Origin of the sequence: Collinsella sp. AF08-23 (genome assembly GCF_003479805.1) — a bacterium.
In the GTDB taxonomy this organism is placed as follows: Bacteria; Actinomycetota; Coriobacteriia; order Coriobacteriales; family Coriobacteriaceae; genus Collinsella.
The window spans coordinates 9,442-25,008 of the sequence record NZ_QUHV01000004.1 but is presented as its reverse complement, the minus strand read 5'-3'; the positions used below and the strand labels follow the sequence as shown (position 1 = coordinate 25,008).

Here is a 15,567-nt window from a genome sequence, read left to right as displayed (position 1 = left end):
CCGTCACTTATGAAGAAATGCACAGCAGTGTGCCGCCCATGCATCAACCGTGATGCACTCGACGCCCAGCCAACGACAAAAAGAGACAAGAAATACTGTATGAAGTAGTTTTTTGACCACTTTGGCAAAAATGCGCCGAAATGCAGAAAAGAGCGTATCGTCTATGCATGGAGAAAGTTGTCTGCGCGTGCGGCGCCTCCGCACTCGAACTCTACCGATCGAGCAAACGCCTCATCCCGACGCTGCTCGACAAGCCGAGGACCGGCCAGGTCACCGGCCTGTCAGTTCCGCCGCGGCAGCTCCTGGCTGATGACATGACCGTCCACGGCATCGTGAGCAAGCCATATCACGTTCTCGTCGATGGAAACCGCGGATACAACCAACGTCAAGATACCCAAGTCACGGCATGCTACCGCCCTCTTCCTCCTCGGTCGCTCATAAAAATCGACCGATCGTTCTGGACGGTGAGTCCCGAACTCTCCTTCATCCAGATTGCGGGCGACAACACCTGGAGCAACTTCGATATCATCAGCTTGGGATATGAGCTTTGCGGCACCTATGTTCTCGATGATTCGTGGGACGGCCTCACGTGCACCGAGAAACCGCTTACATCAACCGAGAAAATCGGCAGGCTCACCGACTCCATCCACAGGGTCACCGGCATCAAGCGGGCGCGTAATTTGCTCAAATACGTGAACGGCCTGTCAAACTCCCCTATGGAGACCGTCCTGGCCATGCTTGTCTCGCTGCCCACCACGATGGGCGGTCTAGGTCTCGGTCCCATCTCGATGAACCATCCCGTCGCGACGCCCGTCGGGAGGCGGCGCGTCGACATCGGGTTCACCCGGCAGCGCGTCGGCCTTGAATACCAAGGAAAGGAGTTCCACTCCATAGAGGCGGCAGGGCGGGATGCGCGGCGACAAAACAAAATCGTCGGCTCCGGATTCACCATCTTGAACGTGTGGTACGAGGATCTTGTCGATGAGCACCTATTCCAGCAGTTCACCGACGATCTGTTCCGCGCCCTGGGCTCTCGCAAGCGCATTCGCACCAGCGGATTCCATACGCTCCAAAAGATTTTGCGAATGCAGCTCATGCCGACCGTAACCAGATATGGAGGCAACGAATTCTGACGGGGGTCGCGGATGCGCGGCACCGCGAGCTTTGCTGTCGAAAGTGCGGCGCCGCGCCAATCGAAGATGCGAGCCCCACCGATCGAGCATGAGAATCCCAGCCAATCGAGCATGCGATTTCGCACCAATGAAAAACGCGGCACCGCGTCAAGCGGCACCGCGTTTCATCGCATGTCGGCGTGAAGGCGGGAGCGGACCCTCTACGCAAGCACCTCGCGCACAGTGGCGGCAACACCCTCGGCGTTGAGGCCGTACTTGTCCAAAAGCTCCAGCGCCGGGCCGGACTCGCCGAACGTGTCGCGAACGCCAACACGGCGCATGGGCACCGGGCACTGCTCGCCCAAAACGGCCGCGCACGCCTCACCAAGGCCACCCATAATGGAGTGCTCCTCAACCGTCACCACGTGGCCGGTCTTGGAAGCGGAAGCGACGAGTGCCTCCGAGTCGAGCGGCTTGATGGTGTGCATGTTGACGACCTCGGCGGAGATTCCCTCCGCGGCAAGGACCTCTGCAGCCTCAAGCGCGGCGGACACCATAAGGCCGCAAGCGACGATGGACACATCGGTGCCCTCGCGCATGACGACGGCACGGCCGAGCTCGAACTCGTAGGTATCAGGGTCGTTGATCACCGGCGCAGCAAGACGGCCAAAGCGCAGGTAGAAGGGGCCGTCCGTCGCATAGGCGCAACGCGTGGCGGCACGGGCCTCCACGTCGTCGGCGGGAACCACGACCGTCATGCCGGGAATGGTGCGCATGAGGGCGATGTCCTCGTTGCACTGGTGCGTGGCTCCGTCCTCGCCCACCGAGATGCCGGCATGCGTGGCGCCGATCTTCACGTTGAGATGCGGATAGCCGATCGAGTTGCGAATCTGCTCGAACGCACGGCCTGCGGCGAACATCGCAAACGAGCTCGCGAACGCAACGCGGCCCGTGGTGGCAACACCCGCGGCGAGGCCCATCATGTTGCCCTCGGCGATGCCGGCATTGTAGAAACGGTCGGGGTAGGCGGCCTTGAACTTGCCCGTCTGCGTCGCCGCGGCAAGGTCGGCGTCGAACACCACGAAGTCATCGTGCTCCGCACCGAGCTCGACCAGCGCCTCGCCGTAGCTCACACGCGTGGCGATCCTCTTAACGTCTGCCATTGCCTTACGCCTCCTTCGCGAGCTCGGCCGCGCGGGCATCAAGCTCGGCCATTGCCTGCTCGAACTGCTCGTCGTTGGGGGCCTTGCCATGCCAGCCCACCTGGCCCTCCATGAAGGAGACGCCCTTGCCCTTGACCGTCTCGGCGACGATGCACACGGGTTTGCCGCTCACCTCGCGAGCAGCCTGGAACGCAGCGCGCACCTGCGCCATGTCGTTGCCGTCGGCGAGTTCGATGACGTGGAAGCCAAAGGCCTCGAACTTGTTGGCAATGGGCATCGCGGAGTTGACCTCCTCGATGCTGCCGTCGATCTGCAGGCCGTTGTGATCGACGATGAGCACGAGGTTGTCGAGATGGTGGTTGCCGGCGAACATCGCGGCCTCCCACACCTGGCCTTCCTCGATCTCGCCATCGCCCAGCAGGCAGAACGTACGATACGCATCGCCCCAGTGCTTGGCGGCGAGCGCCGTGCCCACCGCGGCGGAGATGCCCTGACCCAGCGAGCCAGTGGACATGTCGACGCCGGGAGTGTCGTTCATGTTGGGATGGCCCTGCAAGTGGCTACCAACATGGCGCAGGGTCTCAAGATCATCTTTGGGGAAGAACCCGCGCTCGGCGAGCACGGAATACAGGGCAGGGGCGCAGTGACCCTTAGAGAGGACGAACCGGTCACGATTCGCGCGGCGCGGGTCGCTCGGGTCGATGTTCATCTCCTCAAAATACAGATACGTGATGATATCGGCTGAGCCGAGGGAGCCGCCGGGATGGCCGGACTTGGCGGCATGCGTTCCGACCACGACCCCCTTTCTAACTTCATTGGCAATCTGGATGAGTTCCTCATCGCTCATGGACAATGCCTCCTTGCATGTGAGCGGTGGCGCGTTACCAGGGTAATCATAGCGGCAGGACGTGGCGGAGGGTCGAAAGCAAACGGTAAATTCAAAACCTTACAATGTGAAATTGAGACATCTACCTGCGATAAAACGCTTGACCACAAGACGTTTTGAGAATCAAGCGAAAGGACCTAGCGAGCAGATGCAACCCGCTCCCAATCCGCCTCGAAAGCGGCGAGACCGGCGTCGGTAAGCGGGTGATGCAGGCATTTTCTGAGGGCTTTCATGGGCACGGTGGCGATATCCGCTCCCATGAGCGCCGCCTGCGTCACGTGGTTGGGCGTGCGCACGGAAGCGGTGATGATCTCAACTCGACTGTCCGGATTCTTGCCCGACCAATCGTAATTCTTGATGCACGTCACGATATCCCCAAGCTGGGCAAGGCCGTCGAGCGCAATGTCGTCGTAACGGCCAACGAACGGCGACACGTAGCGGGCGCCGGCGTTGGCAGCCAAAAGCGCCTGCGTCGCAGAGAAGATGAGCGTCATGTTCACGCGCGCGCCCTCGTCTGCAAGGGCGCGGCATGCAGTCAAGCCCGCTTCGCAAATGGGAAGCTTGACCACGATATTCGGTGCGAGCGCGGAAAGGCGGCGGCCCTGCTCGACCATGCCCTCCGCAGTGTTCGCCGTCGCCTCTGCCGAGACGGGCAAGCCCTCACACAGCTCGGCGATCTTGAGCATGTGCGGCTCGAAGTCCTCGAGCTTACCACCCGTTTTGGCATAGAGACTGGGGTTGGTGGTCACGCCCGCCAAGCAGCCCCAACTTTTGGCCTCGGCGATTTCCTCGAGATCTGCCGTGTCGATAAAGAACTTCATCTCAAACCCTTCTCGCGGCATCGTGCGACACAAAGCACAGTATAAAAGCTGCGTCGCAAGCGTTTTGAGGCTAAAGCGTTTTGGCATCGACAAACGGTCGGGAATTTACATAGCCGGCCCGCCAGCGGGCTCCCGCACGGGCGGTTGCTTTACAGCTCCGGCAGCTCCTGCACCGGAAAGTGCACGGATATGCTGGTGCCGCGGCCAAGCTCGCTATCCAATTCGATGCGCGCGCCGTGATACGCCGCGGCGTGCTTGACAATGGCGAGACCCAATCCCGTGCCGCCGCGAGCCTTGGAACGGCTTTTGTCCACGCGGTAGAACCGTTCAAAGATCTTGCCCTGCTCCTCAGCGGCGATACCAATACCCGTGTCGGCAACGCAGATGTACGGCGCAAAGAGCCCCGAGGCCTCATCTGCATCCGATCCGCCGACTTGCTCAACGCCGCACGAGAGCGTCACAACGCCGCCGGGACGGTTGTAGCGTATGGCATTGCTCGCCAAATTGTACGCAAGCTCGTCGATGAGCCGCGGAACACCCACCACCATGGCAGGCTCGCACGCCAGCTCAATCCGCACGTCCGCGCGCTGGGCGACTTGCTCCAAGCGCTGGGCGATGCCATCAAGCGTGCGCGGCACGTCGATGGGCTCGCGCGTGCCCAGCGTCGCCGACGCGGCACCGTCCTCGGAGCGCTCCGCCTCGTCCAGGTTGGACAAGGTGAGGATGTCATTCACAAGGGAAGTGAGCCTTCCCGCCTCGTTGTAAATACGACGTCCAAAGTCGCGCAGATCTGCCTCGTCGGTCACCATACCGTTGGCGATGAGCTCCGCGTAACCCGAAACCGTGGTGAGCGGCGTCTTGAGCTCATGGGTTATGTTCGCCGTGAACTCGCGGCGCATGCGATCATTGTTGGCGAGCACACGCACCTGGCGCTTGAGCTCTTGGCGCTGGGTCTCAATACGCTCCAACATGGGCTCCATTTCGGCGTAGGCGTTTTGCGCGTTTCGCTGGGGATGGTCAAGGTCCACCTCGAGCAGCGGCTCGATGATGCGACTGGATTCACGGCGCGCCACGGCAACGGAGACCACAACGCCGACGGCGGTCAAAATCGCCACGGGCCCGGCAAGCGACCAGAGAACAGACAGGTATCCCGCCTCGCCCTTTGCCAAGCGCACCACGCTGCCGTCCGCCAGGCGAACCGCCTCATACAGCATGACCTCGCCCAGCGTTGAGCTGGCGCGGTCAGAAGAACCGCTCCCGGTCTCAAACGCCTCCTCGATCTCGGGACGATCCCCGTGGTCTTCCATCTTGCTCTCGTCGATATCGGTGTCGTACAACACGTCACCGTCTTTCCCCACAAGTGTGATGCGCGTATCGTCCTGCTGCAGACGCCTAAGCATGCCGACATAGCTTGGAGAGCTGTTGAGGGAGGCCGCCACAACGCGCGCCTCGCTAGCCAGCTCCTCGGATGTCGAATCAACCAGGCGCTTTTGCATGAACAAGGTGAGCGCAAGGGCAAACACCACGATCGTGATGAGGGACATGGTGAGCATCGTGGCGAACACACGCTTGGAAAGGGAGCGTTTGGCCACGCGCGAACTCACGCGACCGCATCGAGGCGTCATTTACAGGTCTGCCAAACGATAGCCCACGCCGCGCACCGTCTCGATGCGATCGGCGTAATCGCCCAGCTTTTGACGGAGCGTCTGCACATGTACGTCGACCGTACGCGAGCCGCCGTCAAAGTCCCAGCCCCACACGCTGCGCAAAAGAGACTCGCGCGTAAAGACCACGCCGGGCTTGCGCATGAGGTACTCGAGCAGGTCGAACTCACGCAGCGTGAGCTTGAGCTCCTGTCCCTCAACGCGCACCACGCGATGGCTGGGGGAAAGCTCGATGCCTCCCACGGAAAGCGTCTCGGGCGCGGGACGATTGGACATGCCGCCGCGGCGCAACAGGGCGCGGCAGCGGCTCGTGAGCTCCATGAGGGAGAACGGTTTGGTGAGGTAGTCATCCGCGCCGCCATCGAGCGCCACGACCTTGTCGAGCTCGGAATCTTTGGCGGTGAGCATCATGATGGGAACCGTCGCGGTGGCCTGGTCGGCGCGCAGGCGCCGCATGATCTCGAGGCCATCGGTGTCGGGCAGCATGATGTCGAGCAGAACCGCATCGGGGACGCGACGCGCAACGGCAGCCTTGAACTCGCTGTCCGATGCGAACCCCTCAGCCTCTATCCCCTGCTGGCGCAGCGCATAGAGGGTGAGACCCCGAATATTGTCATCGTCCTCGACGTAGTAAATCATAGGAACGGCTCCTCTCGCCTATTGGTGGATTTTACCCAAATCGGCCGGTGAGGTAGTCCGCCGTGCGCTGGTCGCGCGGAGCTTTAAAGATCTGCGCGGTGGTGCCATGCTCAACCAGCTCACCCAGCAGGAAGAACGCCACAGAGTCGGAAATGCGCGATGCCTGCTGCATGTTGTGCGTCACCACTACCAAGGTGTAATCCTGCTTAAGTTCCATCGCCAGCTGCTCAACCTGCACCGTGGAAATGGGGTCGAGCGCGCTCGTGGGCTCGTCCATGAGCAGGACCTGCGGCTTGACCGCAATCGCGCGGGCGATGCAGAGGCGCTGCTGCTGTCCGCCGGACAGACCAAGGCCCGACGACTTCAGCTTGTCCTTGACCTCATCCCACAGCGCGGCGCGGCGCAGGGACTCCTCGACTATGCCATCCAGCTCCGAACGGCTCTTGACACCCATGCCGCGCGGACCATACGCCACGTTGTCGTAGATGCTCATGGGAAACGGATTGGGATGCTGGAAGACCATACCCACGCGCTGACGCAACAAGGTGGTGTCGAGGCCGTCGTAGATGTCTTGCCCATCGAGCTTGATGGAGCCCTCAACGCGGCAATCCTTAACGTAGTCGTTCATGCGATTGAAGCAGCGAAGGAGCGTGGACTTTCCGCAGCCGGACGGACCGATGAACGAGGTGATCTCGCGCTCCGGAATATCGATGGACACGTCCTTGAGCGCATGATGGTCACCGTAAAACAAGTCGACGTGGCTCACGGAAAGGCGCGTGGCGTGGTGTACGGGCACGGTGCCGCCCAGGTCGATCTTGGGCGCGCCAACCTCGCGCAATGCCGCCGCCTCGGCCGCGCGGGCCATGGCAAGGGCGCTTTCCTCAGACGTTCGATCCACCTGGGTCCTCCTCAACATGAGCGTCATAGCGCACAGAATGATACGGAGTCCACCTCAAAGGCCGGAAAGGCATATGTAAGGAGCCTGTAAGGAACAACCTCGCGATGCGCGTGGATGTTAAGAACTCGCAGGAGCCGCGATCGGAAGGTTCTGAACCTCAATCTGGGGACCTCAATTTGGAAACGGGCGCCGCATTGAGGTTGTGATCGGGAGCTTCTTGAGCTTTTTCGTATTGTTTTTCGATTTTGCAAAGTAGAGCAGCCTCAACGGGCGCGATGCGGCAACAAAACCGCAGTTCGCCGCAGCATGCCCCATCTGTCTACTTCGATAAATCCAATTTCTGTACGAAAAAGCTCATCTAGCCCACGCTAACCACGCGACTCGTTAGGCAGCTCGATGGTGAAAACCGTCGCCTCGGGCGTGGAAGCGCAGGAAATGGTGCCCCCGTGCGCGGAAACGATCTCCTTGGCGATCGCCAGGCCAAGCCCCGCGCCACCGCGGTTGGTCGCGCGCGCGGCATCCAGCCGGTAGAACTTCTCGAAGATCATGCCGAGCTTGGGAGCGGGAATTGGGTCGCCCTGGTTTTCGAAGCGCACGACCACGCTGTCGGGCGTCTGCTCGGCAAAGATCCGAATGGTCGACCCCTCGTAGCTGTACGCGATCGCGTTCTTCATCACGTTATTGAACACGCGCGCCATCTTGTCGCCATCGATGAGCACGATAAGGCTCGCGGGTGCCTGCACCTCAACTGATTTTCCTTGCTCGGTGAGGATGGGGTAGAATTCGTCGGCGACCTGCGCGAGCAGCAACGCCAAGTCAACATAGCCGCGGGTAAGCACGATGTCGTGGAAGTCGAAGCGCGTGATGTCGAAGAATTCCTCAATGAGTGCATCCAGGCGGTGCGCCTTGTCGAGCGCGATGCCCGTAAAGCGAGCGCGCTGCTCAACGGGCAAGTCGGGAGCCTCTTCGAGAAGCGAGAGGTAGCCCACCACGCTCGCCAGCGGCGTTTTGAGGTCGTGCGCGAGATAGGTGACGAGGTCGTCTTTGCGGCGGGCCTCGTCGCGCAGAGCATCCGCCACCTGACGTTCGCGGTTACGCACGCGATTGATAGCGCCCTCCACCTCGAGAAACGTACCGTCAAGATTCGCCACGTTCTCGGGGTGCTCGATGAGACGGTCGACCAGATGCGCGGCGATCGCACGATCTGCCAGGGCCTGGCCGCGGTCGTACCCCATGTAATACATCGCGCGCCCGGCGAAAAAGACGCCGCACACCGCGAGCGCGAGCAAGAAGCCGCAGAACATGAACAGGTAGTCGAGGTCAATGAAAAGCCTGCCGGCGCCCATCGTGAACAGGCGGCCCAAGAACAGGACGATGAACCACGCAAGGCCGCCGAGCGTAACTGCGCGGCGGGCCGTGATAAAGCGGTCGATGAGCATGTACCCCACCACGACCACGATGAGGAAGGCGGGGAAGTTCTCGCTCGCCACCACCGAGAACGATATCAGCACGAGTACCACGATGGAGAGCAGGCGGCTGTCGAGGATGTTGCGCATCTTGGCAAGGAGCTCGTCCATGGAGTCGTTCGACGTGGTGAACGTGCGGTCCCCCGCGAGCGAGGAAGCCGAATCACGGGGGCCAGATGCGAGGGGCGCGCTGGCGGTGGGTGTGCCAAAGCCGCATCCATCCGCTCTGGTTCCGCCTTTGGGAGATGGGGCGGAAGAACCCGTTGGAGTCGCGTCCGACGATACGGCGACGTCCGCTGCGTTGCCCGTCCGCGTGTTCGGCGCACCCGTCATGGGGTTCACGGGCAAATGGCCCCCTCGCCTCGATACCTGCTTATCGTTCCACATAGCCACTCGCTCTCGCCCGGGGGTGGCATGATCGCGCGCGACCATGATTACATTCCTGCATCCATTATGACCAATGCAGCCCCGCATCAATCGGTATGCGGGTACATTAAGCGAGGATTAAGTGGGGGCGAGTCTCCGCGTGCCTTGATGCGGGGCGCTGCGAACAACGCCCCGCCGAGCAATGCGCCCGCTCAATGCCGAGCAAGGGAATACAATAGGCGGACGGACGGATTCGCGTTCGCGCGAACCTCGATACGGGTACACGGAGGCGTGCCCGCACTCGCCCACGCCGGACAGATGAACTCATGGAGCCAGATTCCCGAGCTCGTCCAAGCGGGGCTTATGGGCATCGAGGTGCATCACCCTGACCACGGCTCCAAGGCCGTTGAGCAGGCGCGCGAGGCTGCCCCGTTCGCCGACGCGCACGGGCGAACGATGCGAGGCATGACGAGAGAACACGACACAAGAGCAAAGGAGCTTATCAGCATCGGTCGATCGTCAGCGCGGCTTATCCGCACGCTATCTCTGAAGATGAAAGGCGGCCGTCCCTGCAAGGATGGCCGCCCATCGCATAGGCAAACGTTATTTGCGCAGCACGAGCGCCTTGTCTTTGGCAAGGAGATATGGACGCAGATATGCAACGGTGCCGCACATGGGGAGAACGTCCTCACTGAGGTCGATTCCGAGCACATCTTGAATGTATGCGCGCCGTTGCACAACACGGGACCAGAACGCAGGATACTCCCAGGCGATTTCTTCGCGCAGTGCCCTATCCGCGAGGGCAACCGTGCTCTCCGCGTTTGCCCCACCGTACCCCGACACCGAGGGAATGATGTCGATCTGGAAGAGCATCCCGCTGCGAAGCGTTTCCACAGACCCCTCATATACCGGAGAGCTCAGCCACTCCTCCTCTGCGGTCAGATGCCCCGGACACAAACTCCAGCCATAGTCAGACCGAGGGAGCACCCGCTCAATCTCGTTGAACAGCTCGCCGCCCTCCATTCCAACGTGAATCGTCTCAAGCCAATGGGCGTAGGCGTGGAAATAGGGCGCAGCGACACGTTCGATGTAATCGGAACAGCCAGAAGGAAGATCCTCCGCACACGATACTGCATATGCAGAGCGACTTGAGAGACCGCCGCTATACCCAACAGTCAGTGCGATGGGATCGCCCAGTTTTACCATATTGTCCGTTGGGAACATATTGGCTTTTTCAAAGCGAGGGCCGCTGGCGGCAATCGTAACCACGCTCGTGTGCTGCCCGTAGCGCACCAGCTTATCTCCAAGCTCCAACTCGGTGACACCAGGCTCGATCGAGTCCATGGCGTCGAGCACGCAATCGGACGCAAGCGATGCTCCAAACTCATAATGCGCCAGCTCATTGGCATTGTTTGTAGTGCGAGCGCCCCCTTCGCCAATGAAAATGTCCGCCGCATTCACCAAGAGGCCATCAGACCCAATGATGCAGCGCAGCTCATCCACGATAAATGCTGGCAGGTCAATAGAGGCGTCAGCGTCCTGATGCGGGCTGGTAAACATCTTCCAACCAACAGCCCCCACCCGCGAGCCCGGCACAACACCCGCATCACTGAGCATTTCTCGCAGCGTCTTGCCCACCACATCCGGCTGATTTGGCAAAGAAAAGAGCGGCGCATGAACAACGCCATCTTGCTCCACCGCAATTCGAGCCTTCGAGGCCTTGTTGAGGTTTTCATTACCCAAAACGAAATGCAATTCGCCGTCCGAATTCACAATGAGCAACGACTCTTCAAACCTCGTAAAGAAGCCGGCAAGATAGTTAAAGTTTCCCGAATGCTCAACGTCGCAGTATATGACAAGCTGGTCGAGACCACGGCGGCGCATGCCATCAAGAACTTTGTCCAAGCGCTCCTGAATCGTATCGTCTGTCAAGGGGACAGGTTTCCCCGAACAATCACGCAAGGGTTCAGGAACCTTGACGAGCTGTACATGACGTTTATCCATAATCAGTTGCCCTTCCATACTTAATAATTGTGCCCCGGATGCTCACTGCCTGCCAGATAATCCCGTATCAGGCTCTTGAACCAGTAGTAGCTCTTTTTTGGAATGCGCTTGAGGTCCGCACCTTCCGCAAAGTCAACGCGAACCAAACCGTAGCGCTTTTCATAGCCATTCACCCAGCTGTACAGATCCATGGACGACCAGGCGTAGTAACCCCTCACATTGCATCCGTCTTTCATCGCCTCAAACATGTTATCAATGTAGCCCTGCATCATCTCAATGCGATCGTCATCCTCGACGTATCCGCTCTCATCTGCCTGCTCGTAACAGCCGTGTCCATTCTCGGTGATATACACAGGGATGTCCCCGTAACGCTCTTTGATTCCCATAAGTGCGTTATACATGCAGCGCGGATAAATCTCTCGACCCCATAGATTGCGCTTGGTGGTCGGGTCGTCCGTTGTCTCAAACCAGTCCTTGATACGGATGCCTTCCTTCTTTTTTGACCCCGCTCCCTTGTTATTGTGAAAGACCTCGGTCGGGCCTTCACTGTAATCAGTAAGGTACATGCGGTTATAGCAATTCAAGCCGAGGAAGTCCGATGTACCCTGCTCGAAAGACAATGCGTCTTCAAACAGGACAAATGAATCATCTATGCCGTTCTCCCTCAAAAAGGGAATCAATGCTCCAGGCAGCTCTCCGCGCAGCTGCGTATCAAGCATCAGTCGGTCATAGAACAGCTCGGCTTTGAGACGAATGCCCTGGGGATCTTTGGTCCCGGGCGCGATTTCCACATTACAGTTATCAATTACAATGCCGATTTTGCCATCGAGTCCCAGCGACCGATACAACGCAACAGCCCGCGAGCTTGCAACAGCCTCGTTGTAGACGACCTTAAAATAACGGTCGAAATCGAGTTCATGATTCGGCGGATAATTGCCAACCATGTTGCTGCAATAGGCGTAGTAACGCGGCTCATTGATTGTTACCCAGAGCTTCACGCGGTCACCGAATGCACGGAAGCACACCTCTGCATATTCAACAAAGGCATCAATGACCTTGCGATTGGCAAAGCCACCCTTCCGTGCCAGCACGTCGGGCAAATCATAATGGAACAGCGTGACATTCGGCTCAAGGCCCTTGGAAAGGCAATAGTCGATAACGCGATTATAGAAATCGACACCGCCTTGATTGATTTCCCCCGTTCCGCTCGGCAGGATGCGTGACCATGAAATGGAGAATCGAAACGTGTTATGTCCACCTTCGGCAGCAAGGTCGAGGTCCTCTTGGTACCTATGATAAAAGTCGCACGACACGTCTCCCGTCGCACCATTGATATTCAATGGACTCTCGTGTGAGAACACGTCCCACTCGCCCAATCCTTTTCCATCCTCATTCCATGCGCCTTCACACTGATAGGCTGCAGTCGCACCGCCCCAAAGAAATTGCTTGCGGTCCATCAGAACCATCCTTTCAACCAACTTTGCAATCGTTCGAGCTTTCAATAGCACGCCGGTAGGAATAGCTTGACGAGCAACGGATTGATCAAGCTATCCCTAGCGGCGCCTCTCCAAACGAAGAGACGCGCCTGCACATCAAATATCGTCAATGGGATACATCGGACGCATGATGCGCTTGAGAGGAAGCTTCGCAGTGTTCTGGTACGTGGCACCCGGGGTAAGTGACATGACGGAGATTGCACCGAACCCCTTCATTTCCGGGAAGATGTAGCCTTGTTTGACAACGACAAGGTCGTAGTTCTCCCATTTGGCGCCGATCGCCTCGAATTGATGGCGTTCGACCATACCATGACTCGTCTCGATAACCATAATGTCGATAGAGCGGTCCACCAGGCCCTCTACGGACACGAGAATCCCCTCTCCGTAGTCACCCTGATAACCCAAAAAGCCTTCCATTCGACCACGAGATTGCAGGACCACGTCCAATTCAACGGGAGCTGACAGCTCATCGATATCCATGCCGAGGCAAATATGCGCACGAGCCCCAACATCCTTGCCGCTGAAAAGACCCACGACATCCTGATCAGTGATTGCTCCGAACAGCACACGTTTACCCGCCGCACCAGCGCTAGAAAGAACCTGACGTAGGACAAGCGTGTTTGCACCCGTCGCGCCGGACGTCACATTGTCGCCCGAGTCCGCCAAGAAGGCAGTTCCAGACTCAATTGCCAACGCGGATGACAGTGCATCTTCCGGCTCCAATGTGAGTCCCGTGTAGCGGAACTCGCAGCGGCGCTCCCACACGAACGTCGCGAGCTCGTCCGCCTTCCGCTCGGCGTACTCCTGGTCCTCGCCTCGTTGGGGGACGACCACGACACCGCAGCCCGCGACATCGGTATCGTGGCGGATGTAGCCGACGTGCCAGGAGGCGGACCGAACGCGGGGGTCCTTCTCCATCTCATCCATGAACACGTTGATGCTGCGCACCGGCTCGTCAGCCGAGACGGACTGCTCCCCGCCCAGGATGAGGGGTAGTTTACGATACGCCGGCCGGATATCCTGACGATCTTTCAGCAAATCGACAAGCATGCGGCAGCATATTTTGACCGTATCTGCAAGATCGGTATGTGGGCTCTCGCGATACGAACGGATGACCGTCGTCTCGCGTACGTACTGTGCACACAGATTGCCATGAGAGTCGCAAGGCACCACAATCGGCATGTAGGGGCCAACTATGTTCCTCACTTCATGAAGAATGTGGTGCTCACTAGACCCAAGTCCCTCAACTTCTCCCGCTCCGTGCAAATGAAGCATCATGCCGTCGATCTCGCTGAGGTGCTCGCGAATATCGCTGAGCAATCGCCCCTCGAGATAATCGAACGCGCCCCGCTCAATAAGCCCGCCAGAAAACCCGTTTGCATATATGGATGGAATAACCTCTATCCCCGCATCGCCAAACACCGTGCCGAGGTTCATCTGATCGATTGCATCCGCGCCATAGCGGGTATCAAAACAGTCGAGTGTCATCTTGCTGGGAATATGCTCATTACATTCCGCGATAAACTGTGCGACAAGGACCTTCATGCTCCCACCTCACAAGATATTGATGGCGGGACGAGCTTGACGCCACGCCACTCAAAAGCTACTTCACAGCGTTCTCTGCGTTTCCCAGCTTCCTGAGAATAATTGTCGAAACAATAAAGGCGACGGCAACCGTGAGAACACCCGACCCGATTGCAAGGATCATGTTGCCCATCGATCCGTCTGCCGGAAGGAAGAAAAGGAGCGACAGAAATCCCGGGCATCCACCAGCAACATAATTCTGCAAACCAAAGAGGCCAGCAACGAATCCACCAACAATGGCACCCGCAGCGGTACCAATCAAAATTCGAGGACGCATAATCAGCGCACCATAAAACGCCGGCTCCGTAACGCCGCAGAGAGCCGTTACGCCAAAGGAGGCGATCATTCCGCGACGACCCTTGTCCTTGAGCGAAAGCGCGACTGCCAACGCCGTTCCACCAACTGCAAGATTGGAGATATACCCCATGGGCATAATTGCCAAGTCGTAACCAATGCTGGCAATACTCTCGACCATAATGGGATTCATGGCCTTGTCCAGCCCAAGCATCACCATATAGGGATACAGGGCAGAGCAAATGGGCATGGCGATGGCGCCCGCCACGCCAAACAGATTCATAACAAGCGAACCGACAAAACCGGAAAGCTCCGTGCCGATGGGGCCAAGCACGATGAGGGTGACTGGAACCACAACAATCATCGTAAACAGCGGTTTCAAGAAATAGCGGAACATCTCCGGAATGATCTTCTTGAGCAACTTGTCAACGTAGAACATGAAGACTGTGCCAAGCACCACAGGTATGACGCTCGAATTGTAATCTACGGTCGGAATCGGGATTCCCATAAAGTCGAGGCCCTCAACACCGCTGATCGACCCACTGACCAAAACTGCACCGAGAAATGCGCCCATGATGGGTTCCATCTTGAGCTGATTGGCGAGCGTCCAACCGATCCAGACGGGAAGCATCGAAAACCCCGCGCTGAAAATAGCTAGGCAAACCTGAGCAGTACCCGACTCAACACCCAACCCAAGATAATTCACCATCAAATTCTTAATGGCGAGAATCAATCCTCCAGTGATAAGCGCAGGAATGATCGGCATGAATATCGCAGCGCAAGAATTTCCCAGCTTGTTCAGCCAGTACATGAAATCCTTGGTCTCTGGCTCATCGTCAACAACAAGACTTTCCTCACCTGAGGGCTTCCAGCCGGAAACATCAAGGAACTCATGGTAAGCATCGTTAACCTCTGGACCGATGACTACTTGAACTTGGCCGCTCTTCTCTACGACGCCCACAACGTTCTCGACGTTACGAATCGCCTCAATATCCACGTTCGACTTTTGGATATACCGGATGCGCAAACGCGTAGCGCAGCGTTCCACAAGGGAGATGTTCTCCACTCCGCCCACGTTTGCCAACACCTGTTTGGACATCTCTGTGTATTTGCCCATCGTTTACCCCTTCTGTAAAGCAGGAACATAACGGGAAGCCAAGCCTCCTATTGACCG

The 15,567-nt window shown here is 58.5% G+C and carries 12 protein-coding genes; 1 reads left to right on the top strand and 11 read right to left on the bottom strand.

Annotation, left to right across the window (positions count from 1 at the left end):
* The first annotated feature begins 167 nt into the window (after positions 1–167).
* Positions 168–1,133, top strand: coding sequence for a hypothetical protein (locus tag DWV48_RS03245; protein ID WP_118653421.1), 966 nt, complete (start codon positions 168–170; stop codon positions 1,131–1,133).
* 200 nt (positions 1,134–1,333) lie between these two features.
* On the opposite strand, the gene DWV48_RS03240 is transcribed toward DWV48_RS03245, so the two are convergent.
* From DWV48_RS03240 to DWV48_RS03185, 11 genes are all read right to left on the bottom strand, one after another.
* Positions 1,334–2,275, bottom strand: a complete 942-nt coding sequence (locus DWV48_RS03240) for a transketolase family protein (RefSeq protein ID WP_118653419.1) — start codon at positions 2,273–2,275, stop codon at positions 1,334–1,336.
* Between the two features lie 4 nt (positions 2,276–2,279).
* Positions 2,280–3,122: a transketolase gene (locus tag DWV48_RS03235; protein WP_118653417.1), complete on the bottom strand. Its 843-nt coding sequence runs from the start codon at positions 3,120–3,122 to the stop codon at positions 2,280–2,282.
* A gap of 176 nt (positions 3,123–3,298) precedes the next feature.
* A complete protein-coding gene (locus DWV48_RS03230; RefSeq protein ID WP_118653415.1) occupies positions 3,299–3,982 on the bottom strand; it encodes a transaldolase family protein in 684 nt (227 codons plus the stop codon).
* Between the two features lie 149 nt (positions 3,983–4,131).
* The gene (locus DWV48_RS03225; RefSeq protein WP_233546095.1) at positions 4,132–5,574 is read right to left on the bottom strand and encodes an ATP-binding protein; all 1,443 of its coding nucleotides are present in this window, start codon (positions 5,572–5,574) and stop codon (positions 4,132–4,134) included.
* A gap of 33 nt (positions 5,575–5,607) precedes the next feature.
* Positions 5,608–6,285, bottom strand: a complete 678-nt coding sequence (locus DWV48_RS03220; RefSeq protein WP_118653413.1) for a response regulator transcription factor — start codon at positions 6,283–6,285, stop codon at positions 5,608–5,610.
* Positions 6,286–6,316: 31 nt separating this feature from the next.
* The gene (gene pstB, locus DWV48_RS03215; protein WP_118653510.1) at positions 6,317–7,150 is read right to left on the bottom strand and encodes a phosphate ABC transporter ATP-binding protein PstB; all 834 of its coding nucleotides are present in this window, start codon (positions 7,148–7,150) and stop codon (positions 6,317–6,319) included.
* A 401-nt stretch (positions 7,151–7,551) separates the two neighbouring features.
* Complete coding sequence (locus tag DWV48_RS03210) at positions 7,552–8,982, bottom strand: sensor histidine kinase (RefSeq protein ID WP_369834773.1); 1,431 nt, start codon at positions 8,980–8,982, stop codon at positions 7,552–7,554.
* Between the two features lie 636 nt (positions 8,983–9,618).
* Positions 9,619–11,019: a Xaa-Pro peptidase family protein gene (locus DWV48_RS03200; RefSeq protein WP_118653407.1), complete on the bottom strand. Its 1,401-nt coding sequence runs from the start codon at positions 11,017–11,019 to the stop codon at positions 9,619–9,621.
* Between the two features lie 20 nt (positions 11,020–11,039).
* Positions 11,040–12,476 carry a glycoside hydrolase family 1 protein gene (locus DWV48_RS03195; RefSeq protein ID WP_233546093.1) on the bottom strand — a complete coding sequence of 479 codons (1,437 nt, stop codon included), beginning with the start codon at positions 12,474–12,476 and terminating at the stop codon, positions 11,040–11,042.
* A gap of 135 nt (positions 12,477–12,611) precedes the next feature.
* Entirely contained in the window at positions 12,612–14,060 is a 1,449-nt protein-coding gene (locus DWV48_RS03190; protein ID WP_118653403.1) for a M81 family metallopeptidase, read from the bottom strand.
* Between the two features lie 58 nt (positions 14,061–14,118).
* Positions 14,119–15,510, bottom strand: a complete 1,392-nt coding sequence (locus tag DWV48_RS03185) for a PTS transporter subunit EIIC (RefSeq protein WP_118653401.1) — start codon at positions 15,508–15,510, stop codon at positions 14,119–14,121.
* Positions 15,511–15,567 lie beyond the last annotated feature (57 nt).

Coding starts and splice junctions, on each gene's coding strand:
- DWV48_RS03245 (WP_118653421.1), top strand. CDS start 168: ATGGAGAAAGTTGTCTGCGCGTGCGGCGCCTCCGCACTCGAACTCTAC.
- DWV48_RS03235 (WP_118653417.1), bottom strand. CDS start 3,122: ATGAGCGATGAGGAACTCATCCAGATTGCCAATGAAGTTAGAAAGGGG.
- DWV48_RS03190 (WP_118653403.1), bottom strand. CDS start 14,060: ATGAAGGTCCTTGTCGCACAGTTTATCGCGGAATGTAATGAGCATATT.
- DWV48_RS03185 (WP_118653401.1), bottom strand. CDS start 15,510: ATGGGCAAATACACAGAGATGTCCAAACAGGTGTTGGCAAACGTGGGC.
- DWV48_RS03195 (WP_233546093.1), bottom strand. CDS start 12,476: ATGGACCGCAAGCAATTTCTTTGGGGCGGTGCGACTGCAGCCTATCAG.
- pstB (WP_118653510.1), bottom strand. CDS start 7,150: ATGGCCCGCGCGGCCGAGGCGGCGGCATTGCGCGAGGTTGGCGCGCCC.
- DWV48_RS03230 (WP_118653415.1), bottom strand. CDS start 3,982: ATGAAGTTCTTTATCGACACGGCAGATCTCGAGGAAATCGCCGAGGCC.
- DWV48_RS03200 (WP_118653407.1), bottom strand. CDS start 11,019: ATGGATAAACGTCATGTACAGCTCGTCAAGGTTCCTGAACCCTTGCGT.
- DWV48_RS03240 (WP_118653419.1), bottom strand. CDS start 2,275: ATGGCAGACGTTAAGAGGATCGCCACGCGTGTGAGCTACGGCGAGGCG.
- DWV48_RS03210 (WP_369834773.1), bottom strand. CDS start 8,982: ATGACGGGTGCGCCGAACACGCGGACGGGCAACGCAGCGGACGTCGCC.
- DWV48_RS03220 (WP_118653413.1), bottom strand. CDS start 6,285: ATGATTTACTACGTCGAGGACGATGACAATATTCGGGGTCTCACCCTC.